This is a genomic window from Streptomyces sp. NPDC027962 (assembly GCF_055566095.1).
Genome location: NZ_JBVHTA010000035.1, coordinates 1 through 16,268 on the forward strand (window position 1 = coordinate 1; position 16,268 = coordinate 16,268).

Below are 16,268 nucleotides of genomic sequence, written 5' to 3' on the forward strand. Positions count from 1 at the left end.
CCCGCAACTCTGCGGCCTGTTCCACGGAGAGCTCCATGTCGGTAACAACGAGATACGCGAGATCAAGTAACGCCTACAGGATCACGAGACACTAGGTCGTGGGGTATACAGCTGCCCGGGACACCTAAATCGCGCAGGATGCTATCCAGGGTCACATTCGGCGACGCCCGCCGTGGATCGTAACCGTGCAGATCGCGAAACAGTACTCCGCCTGGGAACCAGCCGTGGTCCAGCGCTTGTTGGGCGATCTGCACAGCCAGTTCTGTCTTGCCGACACCGGCCATGCCCGCGACCGCCACGACCGGGGGCGTTTTTCGAGGCCTGCCGGGCTTCAGCAGCTTGAGGACTTCCTCAAGGTCATTCTCACGGGCGGTAAAGGTCGGCGACGCGCGGGGCAGGCCGGACAGCGTCGGAGCGATCTTCGGCGGCAGTCGCACGGTGACGCCACCGACGCGGAGGGTATAACGGTTCTCGGCTCTTTCGCTAGGGGTGCTGGGCTGTTTGGCTGAGAGGTCGACCAGCCCGAGTGGGCCGTCGCCGTAACGTTGCAGGAGCGCGGCGAATGCGGGGTCGCCGGTGAAGGTACGGGCCGGACAGGCGTGCAGCCGGCGGTTCGCGAACGCGCGGTCATCGTGGATGACGACGCCGACAAGATGATCTTGGCAGAAGACCGCGCTGCCGGAAGCCCCGGACCACGCCTGCTCACCGTCCGCACGCATGTCCGGCGCAGACTCCTGATCCAGGACGTACAAATCCTGGGCGCCGACGCCACCGGCCTGAGGCGGCAGATTCCCACTCAGGTATTCCACCTTGTGCTGCCCATCCCTGAAGGCCGCCGAAGGGTACCCAAGACCTTGATAGGGCAGCGGGGCGTTGCCAACGGGGCGGCCCCAGCGCACCGTCCCAGGCACCTCGACCTCCTTGTCCAGCAGCAGCAAAGCAACATCGCGCTCCTCCGGGTCGGTCCAGCACACCGATGCCCAGCAGCGCGTTACGTCGGCGTCCTGCGGGTGCCCCACGCACACGTCGGTCCTGGGCCAGGGGGCGCCCCGGCTCTTCTCGACAACGTGCCGGGCCGTGAGCACTAGGCGACGCCCGATCAGATAGCCGGTACCGACGCGGAGGAACCCAGCAGCGTCACCACCGCGGATCAGGACCAGTCTTTGACGGTCCAACTCAGCCCTCGCCATCCCAGGAGCCGGACTGTCGGCGACCGATTTCAGGGCTGGCTCCGCCCAAAGCCCGATCCTTGACCTGCAGCCTCAGCGTCAGCTTGTGCCCGCGGACCGAGGAGTGCGATCCACCCCCGCCTACGGTCGCCACCCCGAACTGCAGCTTCCCCTCACCGTTGGCGTCATCGCGCAGTTCCAACAGCAGCTCCAGCTCGGCTTCCTCGATCTGAAAGCCGAACTGCTGATGCGCCCCCCGGGCCTGGGCCTGGTACAGCTCTTGCCGCAGCTCCTCGATGGCTGCGGCCAACCCGATCGTCGCCATAGCTACTCCTCGTCGACTGTGCGGTTTGGAAGTGGGTGATGCCAGCTCCGGTCGGTGATTTCACCTTGCTTGCGGGCCAAGACGAGGGTCATCGGGAGTCTCCGAGCGGCGCGGTAGCAGGTTCTGCTTCTACGAGGTAGCGGTGGAGTGAGGTCTTGGGGATGCCGGTCTTGGTGGCGATCTGGCCGAGGCTGCTGCCCTGCTGCTTGAGGAGCCGGGCGTACTCGATCTTGTCGTCCGGGTGGGCGACGGGGCGGCCGATGTGGCGGCCGGCGGCTTCGGCGACGGCGCGGGCATGGGCTGCGCGTTCGGCGGTAAAGGTGCGTTCCATCTCCGCGAAGAGCGCCAGCAGCAGGAAGGCGATGCGGCCCATGCCCTCGTCGGCAGTGTTGATCGGCAGCGGGTCGGCCAGGGAGCGTACACCGATGTTCTTCTCGCCCAGGTCGTGGACGAGGTTGAGGACTTCGCGCAGGTTCCGGCCGAGCCGGTCGAGGGTGTAGACGACGACGGTGTCGCCGGGGCGGGCGTAGGCGAGCAGGTCGGTCAGGCCGGGGCGGTCGACACTGGCGCCGCTCTTCTTGTCGACGTAGATCTGTTCGTCGGGGATGCCCGCTGCTCCGAGGGCATCAAGTTGGCGTTCCAGGCTCTGTTTGGTGGTGGAGACCCGGGCGTAGGCAAGTTCGAGTCCTCCCTCGGGGTGGCGGTTGTCGGTTCCCATGGCCGGACCGTACCGGAACTCGGCTCCGTACAGGAGTTCCGGAACACCTTTTCTGGAACGACTTTCGGAACGGCTCGCCTGGCGATCCGCCCAGGACATACGGCTCCTGACGGCCTGTCGGGCGCCCTGTTCCACTTCCATGGATGTGGAACGGCGTCAGGTGAGGTCGAGGCGGCCCAGTTCGTCGGCGCTGGGCAGGAACTCGGCGGGGACGCCTTCCTCGTGCAGGGAGGCGCGCTCCTTTTCGAAGTGATCGAGGGTGCGGCATCCGATGGTCAGCAGGGCGAGAAGCTGCCGCGCGGTGGGCGGGTCGGTGCGGGCCGTGGTGAGCGCTTCCTCGAAGGCGGTCGTGAAGTCCTGCCAGGCGTTGCGGTGCGGGGAGGGTTCGTCGCCGTCGTAGACGTAGTCGTGGAGTGGGGCCTGAAGTGCGGAACTGAGGCGCCCGCGGGCGGTGATCAGGCCGTCGGCGGCCATCTGGAGCGCGGTGGCGGCGGCGTCCCACATCGCCTCTCGGATCTCGTCTTTCAGCTGCTCAAAGGGGCGCCAGACGTTCAGCCCCGCGCGTTCCGGGTGTCCGGTGTTCTGCCAGATCAGCTGCAACGTGTTCTTGCCGTGGGCGCCTTGGCTGCTCGCGGCGAGGCTGACCTCGTCCAGGAGGGAGCGCAGGAGGCGAAACCACACCCCGGCGTGCACGTTCCGGCCGGGCAAGTCGACTCGGCCGGTGGTCAGTGCCTGGTGGGTGTAGCGGTCCAGGGCGGCACGGGGCGGCTCCAGCGGCTCCCGGCGCGTTTCCCGGCCCAGGATCCGCGCGGCCCTCACCTCGGAGATGTCCAGGAGACGGCAGTCGTGCTCGACGCAGCTGGTCGTCAGTGCCAGCCGCCACATCAGGGACATGCCCCGGTCCGGGTCGGCGACACAGACCGGACAGGCTCGCAGAGCGCCGGGGTGGGGAAGGAGCCACGGCCCCGCCCATTCGGGCTTGAAGCGCAGCACGTGTTGCGTCGCGGCCTTGCGCGCGAAGAGAACGGAGTTGTCTCTCACGTAAGCGTCGAAGACCGACTGCGCGTCCTGGACATCCACGGGGAGCATGTCGAAGAGCCAGGGGACCCAGCCGATCAGGGTCATCGACCGCAGGTGGCTGAGGTCCACGCCGGTCTTCTCGGCGAGCGACACGAGTATCGTCGTCGGCGGGTTGAGGTCGAGATCGACCGGCAGGGCCAGGTCGACCAGACCGAGGTTGTGCCGCAGCAGGTCATGCACCGGCATCTCGTACAGGTCCGCGAGCCGCCCCAGCCACGACGACAGCGCTTGCAGCGGGCCGGGCTGCGGGTGCAGCGGCCAGCGCCGGACCGCGCTCACGTCAGCTCGCGCTCGAAGAGGCGGCGCCGTTCGGTCGGGCCGACGTACGGCGCGAGCAACAGGGTGCGCTGGTTGATGGCTTCCTCGCCGGAGTCGATCGCTGCGACGGCGGCATCGGTGAGCAGGTGGGCCAGCTCGCCGATCGTGCCCTCGCTGCGGGTGAGCAGGTAGCCGGCCATCTCGGCGCTGGCGATCGGCGAGGGTCTGCGCAGAGGGAACGAGGCGGCGAAACTTGCCAACAGCGAGCAGGCGTCGACATCGGACTCCCAGCGCGCCAGTGTCAGTGGCGCGAACCGATTCTCCAACTGGTCGTCCGCGCGAATGGCCAGGTAGGCGTCCCGGGTGCCGACGCCGACCAGCGGGATGCGCAGCTCATTGCCCAGATACCGCAGCAGGTTCAAGAACTCCCGGCGCTTGTCGCCGCTGCCGCCGAGGACGTTGTGCAACTCGTCTATCACCAGCACCCGCACCTCAGCCGCCCGCAGCAGCCGCAGTACCGCCTGTTCCAGGTCGGCCACCCGGTAGCGGGCACGCAGCGGCGCGCCGAGCGCGGCCAGCAGCGCCGTGTAGAAGCGGATCACCGACGGCTCGGACGGCATCTGCACCACCAGGACCGGGATCTCCTCGCGGTCTGGATGCGACACCGGCGGATGGCCGCGGCGGAACTTCTCCACGATCATCGACTTACCGTTGTTGGTCGGCCCGATCAGCAACAGGTTCGGCATCCGCTGCTTGGGCGGCCACGACAGCAGCGTCTCCAGCCGCCCAAGGGCCTCGGTGGCACGCGGGTAGCCGATCCACCGGTCCGCCCGGACGTAGCGCAGCCGCTCCGCGTCCGGCAGCTGCGCGATCTGCTGCGCGGCCGGGCGCAGATGCGACAGGTCCACCACAGCGTCTTCGTCCTCGTTCACCACTGCTCGATCACCTCGAACGGCCTGGCCACTGCCTTGCTTTCCTGGCCCACGTCGGAGGTGGGCGCATTCGGAGGCGTCACCTTCGGCTGCGGCCGGGAGGGTGCCTCGGTGCGACGCTCTCGGTCGCGGCGGGCCTTGCGGGTGGTGGTCGCGGCGGTGTCGGTGATCTCCCGCATCTGCGCCACCATGGCGAAAAGGGCGTTCTCGTCGACCTCCGCACGGCCCAGCTCACGAAGCCGCCGGGCGGCGGCCTTCTGCTCCCACGCGCTGATCGGCGGTCGTGACAGCGTCCGGTAGGGGACCTCCACATACGCGGTGCCGTCCGGGTCCAGGACCCAGATCCGGCTGATGTCACGCGGATCCCGGCGCAGCACGAACCGGCCCCACCGCTCGCGGCGGGCGATCCACGGTTTGAGCGCGTCGCTGTAGTACTGCACGTGGTCGATCACGAACCCCGACCGCGACAAGGTCCTGCGGATCACCGGCAGGAAGTCCACCAGGAAGGCGGTCTCGTTGGTCACCGTCACCAGTGGCCCCGACGCGGCGGCCTTCTCGGCCCAGACCCTGGCCGGAGGGCGGCCCAGTGTCTCGTGGACCTGGCCGTGATAGCAGGCCACCGCCAACGCCAGCCAGCCCTGCAACTCCCGTACGGTCAGCACGGCCTTGCCGTCGCTGTCGTAGGTGCCGCGCTCGGCGGTGCCGGAGAACGTGGTGCCCGGCAGTTCGTGTACGAGCCGCATCATGGTGCCGATCAGCCGCTCGACGACCCCGCCGAAGTGGGGCTGGCCGGGCGGCCGGTAACGCAGCTTGATGCCGTGCTGGTCGCAGCCGCGGCGCAGGGCCTCGCTCTTGAACTCCGCCGCGTTGTCCAGGTACAGCTCGCGCGGCTTGCCGCTCGTCGGCCATACCGCCTCCACGCCCAGCATCTCCAGCCACGGCCGCTTGTCCATCGCAGTGTGGGCCAGGCACAGCCCGACCGAGGTCGCCGACGGCGCCTCCAGCGTCACCACCAGGCCCACCACACACCGGCTTCCCACGTCGATCGCCGCCGTCAAATAAGGACGGCCGATCGGCAGCCGGTGCCGCTCGTCGACCACGATCACATCCACCGGCGTGTGGTCGACCTGAACCTGCTCCAGCAGCCCGGTGACCGCCGGCGGCACACCCCCGGCGGGCCGGAGAGGACGAACCGCCTCTCGTCCTTCGCGTACCGAGACCGAAGCCACCGGGTCCAGCCGCTCGATCCGCCGCTGTATCGACCCCCGCGAAGGAGTCCGCAGGCCACGAGCCCGGCATTGGCGCGTGATCTCCTTGTAGACCGCCGCCACCGAGCGGCGCTGCCGCGTCAAGTACCGGGTGCGTAGCGCTTCCTGGACGATCGTTTCGACCTCCCCAGACAGGCGCCCGCCGCCGCGGCCTCCGCTGGAACGGCCAGGCAGCAGGTCCGACACCACTCCCTCACCGGCGCGCCACCGTCCAAGCAGGACATACACCTGGCGCCGGGAGACCCGCAGCCGCTCGGCGGCCTTATCCGCCTCGGCCAGCCCCACTATGTCTTTCGCCGCGAGCGGCCCGATGACCTCGGCCTGCCGCAACGCGGTCTCCCACATCTGGGGCGGCGCGGTCAGCACCCCGCGCTCGGCCACCGGTTCCTGTGCCATCCGGAAGCCCCCGTCACGCACACGACTACGGACAACTCGACCGTAACGCAGGCGAGTTCGGCCCGTCCGGCGCATTCGTAGTTCCCTGCACGCGCCGGCGAATCACCAGCTCACTTGTGCACGCGACTTCGGAAACTGACAAGGCGCGGCGGGCGTCCAATGAACCCCGCCAATCCGGGGGTTCACGGAGGCTCGAATCCAATCAGATCCGATGGCGGCTGATGACAGGGTTTGCTGACAGCTAGGGTCGAATACGACCACCGAGAGCGGGGAGCGGCATGGCCAACCTGGTCTACAAGCGGGTCTCGACCGACCAGCAGTCGACCGACCGCCAGAACCTGGTCCTTCACGAGGCCGGGATCGAGGACCCGGTCGTCTTCGAGGAACAGGCCGGCACCTCCAGCCGCCTCCACCCGCTGGAGCGGCCGAAGTTCGGCGACCTGCTCGCCTACGCCCGGCCGGGCGACACCGTGCACATCTCCGAGATGTTCCGCCTCGTCCGCGGCACCGGGCACATCCTCGACGTGCTCGACGTCCTGCACCGCGACCGCCTCGCCCTACGCATCCACGACGGCGCCTTCTCCGCCATGGACCTCACCGCCCGCCACCCCCGCACCGGAGAGCTGCTGTCCACCGTGAAGTTCATGGTGCAGACCCTCGCCACCGCCGGCGAACTCCAGCGTGATCTCCAACGCGAGCTGACCTACGACGGGCTGCGGGCCGCCGAGGCCAAGGGCAACAAGGGCGGGCGCCGCCCAGCCGTCCCGGCCGACAAGACCGACGACGTGCGCACCTCCTACCTGGAGGGCCGCTCCATCGCCGCGCTCGCCCGCGACCACGGCGTCAGCCGCGGCGCCATCCGTACCGCCGTCGCCGACCTCCTGCCCGAGCACACCCCCGTCGTCCAGGACGCCCCGGCTCCGGAGCTGCCGGTCGTCCTCGACATGCCGGGCAAGGTTGCCGACTTCCTCCGCGCGGCCGACCTGGAGCCCGCCGAGCGAGCCGCGCTCGACCAGGGCGTCACCGTACGGCGCGGCCAGGGCTACACCCTGCGCGTCAGCGCCACCTCCACGGTCCACCACCAGCTCCTCATCCGCTGCCAGCCCCTCGACGGCACCCCGGGCGCCCCGGCCATCCCGGCCCAGCGCAAGGCCCGTCGCGAGTACGAGAACCGCGTCAACGCTCTCGTGGCCGACCACCCGCGCTGAGAGCGATCCTGGAGGTATGGCCCGCCGCCGGTACTGCTACGTGTGCGGCGCCGTGCTCCCGAAGACAGCGACACGGCGGCGGCTGTACTGCGGTCCGGCCTGCCGGGCCCAGGCGTACAGGGACCGGCAGGCCACCGAGCGCATCGGAGCCCTGGGCCGGCTGCTGCTGAAGGCCGTGGCCACCGACAACGACCGCCTCCTGCGACGGCTGCTGTGCCCGGTGTACGGACGCATGACCTACGCGGCGGGCTCCCGCCGACGGGACGCGAAATACTGTTCCGCACGCTGCCGGGACCGCGCTTACCGGCGTCGCCACCGTCAGTACAGTGACGTCAAGGCGTCGGGAATGCGAGCCGTGCCGACGCGTACGACGCGTGGACGTCACGCAACGCCCGCCCCGCGCGGAGAAGCCCCAGGTCAGCGCTACTGCTGAAACCTACCGACGGGTTACTTGCTCGCTCCATCCCGGTCCGTCTGACGCTCGGCCGTCACGCCGCCGCGCTCTGCGCGGTGAACCCCCGGCGCCGGGCCGTGGCCTGCACGTACGGGATGTGGGTCGGGCACGTCTCAATCACGGCGACCTCCACCCCGGCAGCGTCGACGAGGGCCAGGCGCTCGGCGGCGGCTGGCACCTGCCCGTACCGGTCGCGCATCCCCCGCCCGATACACACCTCGCACTCGGTGTACGAGCCGGCGGGCAGCGGCGACGCGGGCACCTCGACAGTGATCTCGCGTACCACCTCGACGCGGGTCATCGCGGCCCGCTGCGCGGCCTTGACCTCCTCGGCGTCGACCTGCGCCTTCGGGATGGCTCACTTCGCGTCGATGCTCGCGGCCGTCGCGCCCAGCCGTTCCTCGGGCGGCAGGGCGAGACGGGCCTGGCGGGCGAGCTTGGCAACACGGTTCCGCTCGTTCTCCTCCCGCGCTGCGCCTTCAGCGCCTTCTTCGCCGCAGCCTCCCGCTGCTGCCGCTCCCGGACCTGCTGGACGTCGCCGGGCGTGGGCATCCCCGTCATCAGCGTCTCCCTACAAGCCGACCGACCTGAGCATGTTCAGCAGCAGATCGGTGTTGTCGACCGCGTTCTGAAGCGCCTCGCGGGCCGCCTGAAGCTGCTCGGCCTGCGCGGCCAGGGTGTCCACGTCCCCGAGCGCGACGGCGTCCTGGCTGGCGGCGATCACGCCGAGCAGCAGGTGCAGCCCGGTCGCGCCGTGTGCGGCGGCCAGCGGGATGGGCCCGGCGCCCTGGTTCTGCGCCATCAGCCGCAGCGGAGTGCCGGCGCGCAGCACCTGCCAGCGGATGAACTCCACCCGCCGTACCGGATCGTCCAGTCCCGCCCCGGCGGCCTTGAGCTGTTCCTCCCACGCCACGTGCCGCGCGTCGCCGTCCAGCTTCACCCCGTCGGCCATCGCCGCCTCGGCCTGGACCACGCCGAGCAGCGCGTTGACCATCCGCACCCGGTACGCATCCGCCCCGCCGAGCCGCGCGGCCTCCTCAGCGTGCTCCTCCGGGGTGTTATCCCCGGAGTACAACCCCAGCGCGGCCATTGCCGCGGCAACCTGCTCCACCGTGGCCGGACCCTCGCCCCGCCCCATCTGCTCACTCATCCCCGCAGGCTATCGACGTCGCTCACCCTTCGTACGGCGAAGCCGACAACCTCAGCCGTACCTCGTTCGGCACCGCTCCGTGCACCCGCTCTACGTGGGCATCCCGCAAGTCGGTGATGACCTCATACTGATCATCGAAGAAAGCGCCAGCCTCGACTTCATGTTCCGTCAGGTCGGCATCAACCAGGGCGTAGCCGATACAAGTGGGACAGTCCTGCCGCAGGGTCATGCCCAGTCCAACGATCAGCCGGTATCAACGTTCTCCCCGCACCCCAGGGTTCAAGATCATCCCGCTGCCCCTTTTGGGCTCACCTTGGCTGGACCCCGAAGAGGGCGAGCGCCCGGTCGGCGTCGCGCATGGAGCGCACGGAGCCCTCGGTCTCGGCGAGCACCGGCCGGGCTCGGCCGAGTGCCACCTCGGCGGCGAGGCGGTGCCTGAGTGCCTCCGCGTGGCGCTGTTCCGCCCGGACGACATGGGCGTCGTGGTCGCGTCCGGGCAGATCGGCGAGTGCGGGTCCGCGCCACAGGGCCAGCGCCTCGTCGAGCAGGGCGGCCGCGGCGGCCGGGTCGCCCGCCTCCCCTGCCGCGGCACCCTCGGCCGTGAGGCGTTCGAACCGGAACAGGTCGATGTCGTCGCGCCGGGCGTCGAGCCGGTAGCCGGCGAGCGTCGAGTGCACCGCCTCCCGCCCGAGCGCTCGACGCAGTCGCCTATCAGCGCCTGCAGTGCCGCCGTCCCGTCGGCGGGCCGGTCCTCGCCGCCCCACACCTGGGCGGTCAGCTCCCGTGCGGGCACCGGCCGCCCGGTACCGGCGGCCAGCGCGGCGAGGAGCGCCCGCAGCCGGGCTCCGCTCAGGGGTGCGTCGGAGCCGTCGGGGCACAGGGCCCGGGTGGTGCCGAGGACGAGGTAGCGGTAGATTGGTCTACACCACTGAGTGTTTTCAGAGACAGGGATCTTCGTGGAAGTTGTCATCGTTCCGGATTCCGCCGCGGGCGGCGAGCTCATCGCCGAAGCCATGGCCGACCTGCTGCGACGCAAGCCCGACGCCCTGCTCGGCGTCGCCACGGGTTCGACCCCGCTCCCGATCTACCAGGCCCTCGCGGCCAAGGTCGCCGACAAGGAGGTGGACGCCTCCCGCGCCCGCATCTGCCAGCTCGACGAGTACGTCGGCCTGCCCACCGGGCACCCCGAGTCGTACCGCTCCGTGGTGCTGCGCGAGGTCGTCGAACCACTCGGGCTGGACGAGGGCTCCTTCATGGGCCCCGACGGCTCGGCCGAGGACGTCGCCGCGGCCTGCGTCGCCTACGACCGCGCCCTTGCGGAGGCCGGCGGTGTCGACCTCCAGCTGCTGGGCATCGGCACCGACGGTCACATCGGCTTCAACGAGCCGTGCTCCTCGCTCGCCTCCCGCACCCGCATCAAGACGCTCACCGAGCGGACCCGCGTCGACAACGCCCGCTTTTTCGACGGCGACATCGAGCAGGTCCCCCACCACGTCATCACCCAGGGCATCGGCACCATCCTGGAGGCGCGCCACCTGGTGCTCCTCGCGACCGGGAAGGCAAAGGCGGAGGCCGTGGCGCGGGCCGTCGAGGGCCCGCTGTCGGCCATGGTCCCGGCCTCGGCCCTGCAACTGCACCCGCATGCCACCGTGGTGGTCGACGAAGCGGCGGCCGCCGGCCTGAAGCTCGCCGACTACTTCCGCGCGACCTACGCGGCGAAGCCGAAGTGGCAGGGAATCTAGGGCTCTCGTTCGGACCTGGCCGGGCAGGCGGCGGGCACCCCCGCGGCCGCCGCCCGCCCTGCTCGGCGAGCGACCCGCCCGTGGGGCACGGCTGTCAGTGCCCGGGCGCCTGTGGGGCGACAGGTGCCGCGGCGCAGACGGCGTATCTGGACCGGACGCGGCACTGGGCGGACAGGTTCGAGACGAGCCGGAGGGAGAAGACCGACCGGTTCTGACGCCCGCCGGTTGTGACGGGCCGGCTCGATCGGGCTGCCGAATGAGCGGTGTGCGGTTGTGGTTGCCGGATCCCCGGCCGGGCGGGCTCGAGCGGCGCGGGCTCGAACGGCGAAGTCGAACACGTCCGGACAGGTGCGAACAAACAGATCGTTCCTCGCCAAAGGGACTCAAGGCGGCGCGCCGACGACACCGAGGATCGGCTGGAATCACCCCCCACCGGACCGAATCATGTGAAGTGATCGTGAATTCTCCTTCATAACAGACCGCCGGCGCCGCCCTGACCACACGTATCAGCGCAGGCGCCATTCACATTCGATATCCACGCCGATGACTGAATCGGTCTCTTGACCATCACTCGAGCGACGAACGAGACTCGCAGTGGCACTCATGCATCAGGAGCCACAAGCGCTTGTGCTTGCAAATGGCCCTGCGAGACCGATATCGCACGGGGTGTGCGGCGGGGGAAAACAGTGATGATCTCGCATGCGTACGACGCATGCGCGCAATTCCTGCACCTCCTCTCCTCATCTCTTGGTGCGCGGAAGGGAATGGAGGGGGAATGCCGACGCACATGGGCTATCCCGGCGTATACATCGAGGAACTTCCCAGCAGCGTCCGTACCATCGCCTCGGTCACCACGTCGGTGACCGCGTTCGTGGGCCACACCCGCCGGGGGCCGCTCAACCATCCGGTCCGGGTCACCGGCTTCGCCGACTTCGAGCGCCGATTCGGCGGGCTCACCTCGCAGAGCGCTGTCGGCTACGCGGTGCAACAGTTCTTCGGCAACGGCGGCACGGTCGCGGTCGTCGTCCGCGTGGCCAAGGCCGGCACCGGCGAGGAGGCGTGCGTCACCCTGCAGTCCACCGAGGGGCACAGCGAGTGCCCGGTGCTCGAGGTGCACGCCAAGGAGCCCGGTGTCTGGGGCTCGGGGCTGCGGGTGGCCGTCGACCACGACACCCGGACCCCCGACAAGACGTTCAACCTGCACATCCTGGATGCGCGCGGCGGCGCCCGCGAGTCGTTCACCGGGCTTTCGATGCACTCCGGTCACGGCCGCTTCGTCGAGACCGTCGTCGGCTCCGGCTCCTCGCTGGTGCGCGTCAAGGTCCTCGACGAGGGCCGGCCCGACCCGTCGGGCACCGTGTCCAAGCCGTTCGCCGCCGAGCTGCCCGATCCGAACGTCGAGCTGAAGGTCAAGATCGGCGACGTGGAGCGGGAGTTCACCCTCTTCGAGCCGGACCTCGACGGCGAACCGCCGACGGACGTCACGGAGCTGGCCCTCCTGCTGGAGCGCAAGCTGCGGGCGCTGCCGGACGCGCCGGGCAAGCACGCGTTCGCGGGCGTGGAGGTCACCGCGTTCGGCCGCCGTCTCCAGGTCGTGGCAGGCTCCCTGGACCCGAAGGACGTGGTGCGCTTCGTCGGGGAGTGCGCGAACGACCTGGGTCTCGAGTCCTCGGTGAACCCTCCGGTCTTCGCGCTGGAGGGCGGCAAGGACGGCGACGCGCCCGGCCCCGGGGACCTCATCGGGAGCGAGGCGCGCAAGACCGGCATCCAGGCCCTGCGCGACGTCGACGACGTCAACCTGCTGGCGCTGCCCGAGCTCGCCGCCTACGAGTCCTCGCAGGACATGGTCACCGTGCTCTCCGCGGCCGAGCAGCTGTGCCGGGAGCGGCGGATCTTCCTGCTGGTCGACTCGCCGTCGACCTGGGGCGGCGTGGACGCGGCGCGCGCGGGGATCGGCGCGTTCGACCCGGTGCGCAGCGACCATGCCGCGCTGTACTTCCCGCATCTGCAGCTCACCGACCCACTGACCGGACGGCTGCGGTCGTTCCCGCCGTCGGGCGCCGTCGCCGGGGTCATCGCCCGCACCGACGGTGAGCGGGGCGTGTGGAAGGCACCGGCCGGCACCGAGGCACGCCTCGCCGGCGTCAGGTCCCTGTCGGTGAAACTCACCGACAGGGAGAACGGCCTGCTGGGCCCGCTCGGGATCAACTGCCTGCGGACATTCCCGGTGGTGGGCCCCCTGGTGTGGGGCGCACGCACGCTGCAGGGCGCGGACGCACTCGACAGCGAGTGGAAGTACGTGCCGGTGCGCCGGCTCGCGCTCAATGTCGAGGAGAGTCTGTACCGGGGTCTGCAGTGGGTCGTCTTCGAACCGAACGACGAACAGCTGTGGCAGCAGATCCGGCTGAAGGCGTCGGCGTATCTCAACGACCTCTTCCGACAAGGCGCGTTCAAGGGAGGCACGCCCCGCGAGGCGTACTTCGTGAAATGCGACAAGGACACCACAACGGACGCCGACATCGAGCGCGGAGTGGTGAATGTCGTGATCGGTATCGCGCCGGTCCGGCCCGCCGAGTTCGTGATCGTCAAGATCCAGCAGATGGCCGGTCAGTTCGATCTCTCGTAACCACAGGAAAAGGAACGCGAAGGAAACCGATGGCTGAGTTCCAGGTAAACGCCCATCGTTTTGACCCCTACAAGAATTTCAAGTTCCTGGTCCTGTGGGACGGTCGAACGGTCGCGGGCATCAGCAAGATCAGTCCGCTCAAGCGCACCACGGAAGTGGTCAAGCACCGCCACGGCGGCGACCCCAGCTCCCCGCGCAAGTCGCCCGGCCGCTCCGAGTTCGAGGGTGTCACCCTCGAGCGCGGAGTGACGCACGATCCCGAGTTCGACCGCTGGGCCAACAAGGTCTGGCAGGTCGGCGCGGGGCTCGGCTCCGAGGTCTCGCTGCGCGACTTCCGCAAGGACATCATCATCCAGGTCCTCAACGAGGCCGGGCAGGTCGCCGTCTCGCACAAGCTGTACCGGGCCTGGGTCAGCGAGTACCAGGTGCTCGGCGAGCTCGACGCCAACGCCAACGCGGTCGCCATCCAGAGCGTCAAGCTCGAGTGCGAGGGCTGGGAGCGGGACTACGAGGTGCCGGAACCGGTGGAGCCGTCCTTCACCCACCCGGCCTGACCGCCGCACGGGCACGGAGGAACGGGGCATGGCGCGCGCGAAGGGGCCGGTGGGGCCGGTGGAGCTGCTGGCCACCTGGGAGGCCGGACTCGCGGGGCACGCCGGTGACCGGCCGCTGCTGCTGCACCGGGCGGCCCGGCCCGGGGCCGGTACCGACGAGCTGCTGTCGGTACCGGTCGGCGAACGGGAGGCCGATCTGTTCACGCTGCGCCGGGCGCTGTTCGGCGAGCGGATGCAGGTCCGGGTCGAGTGCGGTGCCTGCAGCGAGGCCATGGAGTTCGACCTCGACGCCTGCGCACTCGCCACGAGGGCCGCGCCACCCGAGGCGCCGCTGCGGGTGGCGGTGGACGACTGGGCGGTCGAGTTCCGGCTGCCCACCGTCGCCGACCTCTCGGCGGCAGGCACGGCCGACGGGCCGGACGAGGCACGCCGGCTGCTGGTGACCCGATGCACGGTCCGGGCACAGCGCGACGGAAAGCCGGTCCCTCTTCCGGAGCTGGCCGATCTGCTGCCCGAGCGGGTGGAGCGGCGCATCGCGGAAACGGCGGCGAAGGCCGACCCGACCGCGGACGTGACGCTGAACGTGTCGTGCCCCGAGTGCGGTGACGCGACACGGGCCGAGCTGGACATCGCCTCCTACCTGTGGACCGAACTGGACACCTGGGCCCGGGACCTGATGCTCGACGTCCATCTGCTCGCGACGGCCTACGGCTGGAGCGAGCCGGAGATCCTGGCGCTCAGCCCGCTGCGGCGTCGTTACTACCTGGAGCTGTGCGCAGATGTCTGACCACTTCGACCGGCTGCTCGCCCGGTACACGCCGGTGGGCGCTCCGGACGGCGTGACGACCCGGGTACGACCGCGCCTGCCCGGCCCGTTCGAACGGGTCGAGGCCCTGCGGTCCGGGCCGCCGGAAACGGACCAGCCCGCCGCCCTGATCCCTGCCACCCCGCCGGCCGCGCCGACGGCCGCCCGGACCGTGCGGCACGAGCGCGAGATACGCACCGACCGCCACACGGTGGTGCGCACAGAACACATCCGTGAGACGGACACGCCGCAGGCGGCTCCTGCTGCTCGGGAGCGGTTGTCGCGGCCCGTAGTCGCCGTGCCGCCTGCGGTACGGCCCGCGCCGGCAACGGCTGCGCCGCGTGCGGGGCGGCGCGGACGGGCGGACGACGCAGCCGCCGACACGCCTTCGCGGCCGGCTGCCCCGGCCCCCGCGGTGCCGGCCGCCGCACCGCCCGCTGCCCCGGCCGTGCCGCGCGGCTCCGACACGGCCGCCGCCCGAAGCGCCGCGCTCGGCTCCGTGGGACGCCGGGCGCCGAAGCCCGCGGAGCGGGTCGTGCACGTGCAGATCGGGCGCCTGGAGGTCACCGCGGCGCCGCCGCCGGGGGCGGACCGCAGGCCCGCGGGCACAAGCCGACCCGGCCGGGCGGCGCCCGTACTGACCCTGGACGACTATCTGTCACGCGGTGGGAAGAGGGACTGACTTCATGAGCAACGCACTCGCCCTCGCGACGGTCACCCAGGCGCTCGCCCTCCTCATCGAGAGCAGCCTCGGCCCGGAGATGGACATCGCGGTCAAGGTGGAGACACGCAAGCCACCGGCAGAGCCGCCGCTCGAACCGACGATCAACGTCTTCCTGTACCAGGTGACGCCGAACGCCTCGATGCGCCATGTCGATCTGCCGACCCGCGGCCCTGACGGCTCGCTGCGCAAGCGCCCGGCAGCGGCGCTCGACCTGCACTACCTGATCAGCGCGTACGGGGAGGAGGCGGAGCTCGTCGGCCAGCGGCTGATCGGGTGCGTCGTCCGGACGCTGCACGAAACGCCCGTGCTCCCACAGGAGTTGATCGAACTGGCGGCGGAGCGGCCGTATCTGGCGGGCAGCGACCTCGCGGCGTCGGCCCAGAAGGTGCGCTTCTCCCCGACGGTGATGGACGTCGACGAGACATCGAAGCTGTGGGGGATGCTGCACCAGACCCCGTACTCGCTGTCAGTGGCCTACCAGGCGTCCCTCGTGCTCGTCGAGGGCCGCGAGCGGCCGGTTCCGGCGAAGCCGGTGGCCGAACGCACAGTCGCGGTGCTGCCGTTCGGCGCGCCAGGCGCGCCCGTACCACCGGGGGCAGGCGAGCCCGCCGGGGGCAGCCCCAGGGCCGAGGAGGTCGCAGACCCTTCCGGGACGAGTGAGCCCGAGGTGGCGGCCTCGCCGGTGACGGCCCGCCGGAAGGCCGGGGTCGGGGCCGAACGGGCTGCCGCAACGGCGCAGCGGGGTGGCCGCGCGGCGGCGGCAAAACGGGCGGGTTCACCGGCGCGTGCCCGCAAGGCGAGCGAACCGGGAACGGAAGAGCCGAAGCAGGACGGAAAGAACTGAGCCGGGGTACGGACG

At 70.4% G+C, this 16,268-nt stretch carries 18 protein-coding genes; 8 read left to right on the top strand and 10 right to left on the bottom strand.

Annotated features, from left to right (window positions below; translation table 11 throughout):
* Positions 1–62: 62 nt before the first annotated feature.
* The 6 genes from ACZ4SA_RS27180 to ACZ4SA_RS27205 all read right to left on the bottom strand — a co-directional run bounded on the left by ACZ4SA_RS27180 (position 63) and on the right by ACZ4SA_RS27205 (position 6,146).
* Positions 63–1,190: a trypsin-like peptidase domain-containing protein gene (locus ACZ4SA_RS27180; RefSeq protein WP_468279464.1), complete on the bottom strand. Its 1,128-nt coding sequence runs from the start codon at positions 1,188–1,190 to the stop codon at positions 63–65.
* A complete protein-coding gene (locus ACZ4SA_RS27185; RefSeq protein ID WP_468279466.1) occupies positions 1,177–1,494 on the bottom strand; it encodes a trypco2 family protein in 318 nt (105 codons plus the stop codon). Before ACZ4SA_RS27185 ends, ACZ4SA_RS27180 begins: the two co-directional genes overlap by 14 nt.
* Positions 1,495–1,582: 88 nt before the next feature.
* A complete protein-coding gene (locus ACZ4SA_RS27190) occupies positions 1,583–2,212 on the bottom strand; it encodes a recombinase family protein (protein WP_468279469.1) in 630 nt (209 codons plus the stop codon).
* Between the two features lie 156 nt (positions 2,213–2,368).
* Positions 2,369–3,571 carry a TniQ family protein gene (locus tag ACZ4SA_RS27195; protein WP_468279472.1) on the bottom strand — a complete coding sequence of 401 codons (1,203 nt, stop codon included), beginning with the start codon at positions 3,569–3,571 and terminating at the stop codon, positions 2,369–2,371.
* Complete coding sequence (locus ACZ4SA_RS27200; RefSeq protein WP_468279474.1) at positions 3,568–4,482, bottom strand: TniB family NTP-binding protein; 915 nt, start codon at positions 4,480–4,482, stop codon at positions 3,568–3,570. The genes ACZ4SA_RS27195 and ACZ4SA_RS27200 overlap by 4 nt, the downstream gene beginning before the upstream one ends.
* Positions 4,479–6,146 carry a Mu transposase C-terminal domain-containing protein gene (locus ACZ4SA_RS27205; RefSeq protein WP_468279476.1) on the bottom strand — a complete coding sequence of 556 codons (1,668 nt, stop codon included), beginning with the start codon at positions 6,144–6,146 and terminating at the stop codon, positions 4,479–4,481. The genes ACZ4SA_RS27200 and ACZ4SA_RS27205 overlap by 4 nt, the downstream gene beginning before the upstream one ends.
* 278 nt (positions 6,147–6,424) lie before the next feature.
* Between ACZ4SA_RS27205 and ACZ4SA_RS27210 the strand changes: the two genes are divergently transcribed.
* Both ACZ4SA_RS27210 and ACZ4SA_RS27215 read left to right on the top strand, forming a co-directional pair.
* Positions 6,425–7,354: a recombinase family protein gene (locus ACZ4SA_RS27210; RefSeq protein ID WP_468279478.1), complete on the top strand. Its 930-nt coding sequence runs from the start codon at positions 6,425–6,427 to the stop codon at positions 7,352–7,354.
* 16 nt (positions 7,355–7,370) lie between these two features.
* A complete protein-coding gene (locus ACZ4SA_RS27215) occupies positions 7,371–7,787 on the top strand; it encodes a hypothetical protein (RefSeq protein WP_468279481.1) in 417 nt (138 codons plus the stop codon).
* 55 nt (positions 7,788–7,842) lie between these two features.
* On the opposite strand, the gene ACZ4SA_RS27220 is transcribed toward ACZ4SA_RS27215, so the two are convergent.
* The 4 genes from ACZ4SA_RS27220 to ACZ4SA_RS27235 form a co-directional block, all read right to left on the bottom strand.
* A complete protein-coding gene (locus ACZ4SA_RS27220; protein WP_468279484.1) occupies positions 7,843–8,109 on the bottom strand; it encodes a hypothetical protein in 267 nt (88 codons plus the stop codon).
* A gap of 270 nt (positions 8,110–8,379) precedes the next feature.
* On the bottom strand, positions 8,380–8,958 hold the full coding sequence (locus ACZ4SA_RS27225; protein ID WP_468279487.1) for a DUF6245 family protein: 579 nt from the start codon (positions 8,956–8,958) through the stop codon (positions 8,380–8,382).
* 22 nt (positions 8,959–8,980) lie between these two features.
* Positions 8,981–9,187, bottom strand: coding sequence for a hypothetical protein (locus tag ACZ4SA_RS27230; protein ID WP_468279490.1), 207 nt, complete (start codon positions 9,185–9,187; stop codon positions 8,981–8,983).
* A gap of 79 nt (positions 9,188–9,266) precedes the next feature.
* On the bottom strand, positions 9,267–9,635 hold the full coding sequence (locus ACZ4SA_RS27235) for a BTAD domain-containing putative transcriptional regulator (protein WP_468279493.1): 369 nt from the start codon (positions 9,633–9,635) through the stop codon (positions 9,267–9,269).
* A 279-nt stretch (positions 9,636–9,914) separates the two neighbouring features.
* On the opposite strand from ACZ4SA_RS27235, the gene nagB reads away from it, so the two are divergent.
* The 6 genes from nagB to ACZ4SA_RS27265 all read left to right on the top strand — a co-directional run bounded on the left by nagB (position 9,915) and on the right by ACZ4SA_RS27265 (position 16,253).
* Positions 9,915–10,700, top strand: coding sequence for a glucosamine-6-phosphate deaminase (nagB, locus tag ACZ4SA_RS27240; RefSeq protein WP_468279496.1), 786 nt, complete (start codon positions 9,915–9,917; stop codon positions 10,698–10,700).
* Positions 10,701–11,475: 775 nt separating this feature from the next.
* Positions 11,476–13,326: a phage tail sheath family protein gene (locus ACZ4SA_RS27245; protein WP_468279499.1), complete on the top strand. Its 1,851-nt coding sequence runs from the start codon at positions 11,476–11,478 to the stop codon at positions 13,324–13,326.
* A gap of 29 nt (positions 13,327–13,355) precedes the next feature.
* A complete protein-coding gene (locus tag ACZ4SA_RS27250; RefSeq protein ID WP_159694533.1) occupies positions 13,356–13,880 on the top strand; it encodes a phage tail protein in 525 nt (174 codons plus the stop codon).
* Between the two features lie 28 nt (positions 13,881–13,908).
* Positions 13,909–14,667, top strand: coding sequence for a T4 family baseplate hub assembly chaperone (locus tag ACZ4SA_RS27255; protein ID WP_468279504.1), 759 nt, complete (start codon positions 13,909–13,911; stop codon positions 14,665–14,667).
* Positions 14,660–15,367, top strand: coding sequence for a hypothetical protein (locus ACZ4SA_RS27260; RefSeq protein ID WP_468279507.1), 708 nt, complete (start codon positions 14,660–14,662; stop codon positions 15,365–15,367). Before ACZ4SA_RS27255 ends, ACZ4SA_RS27260 begins: the two co-directional genes overlap by 8 nt.
* Before the next feature lie 4 nt (positions 15,368–15,371).
* Complete coding sequence (locus ACZ4SA_RS27265; protein ID WP_468279508.1) at positions 15,372–16,253, top strand: Pvc16 family protein; 882 nt, start codon at positions 15,372–15,374, stop codon at positions 16,251–16,253.
* Positions 16,254–16,268 lie beyond the last annotated feature (15 nt).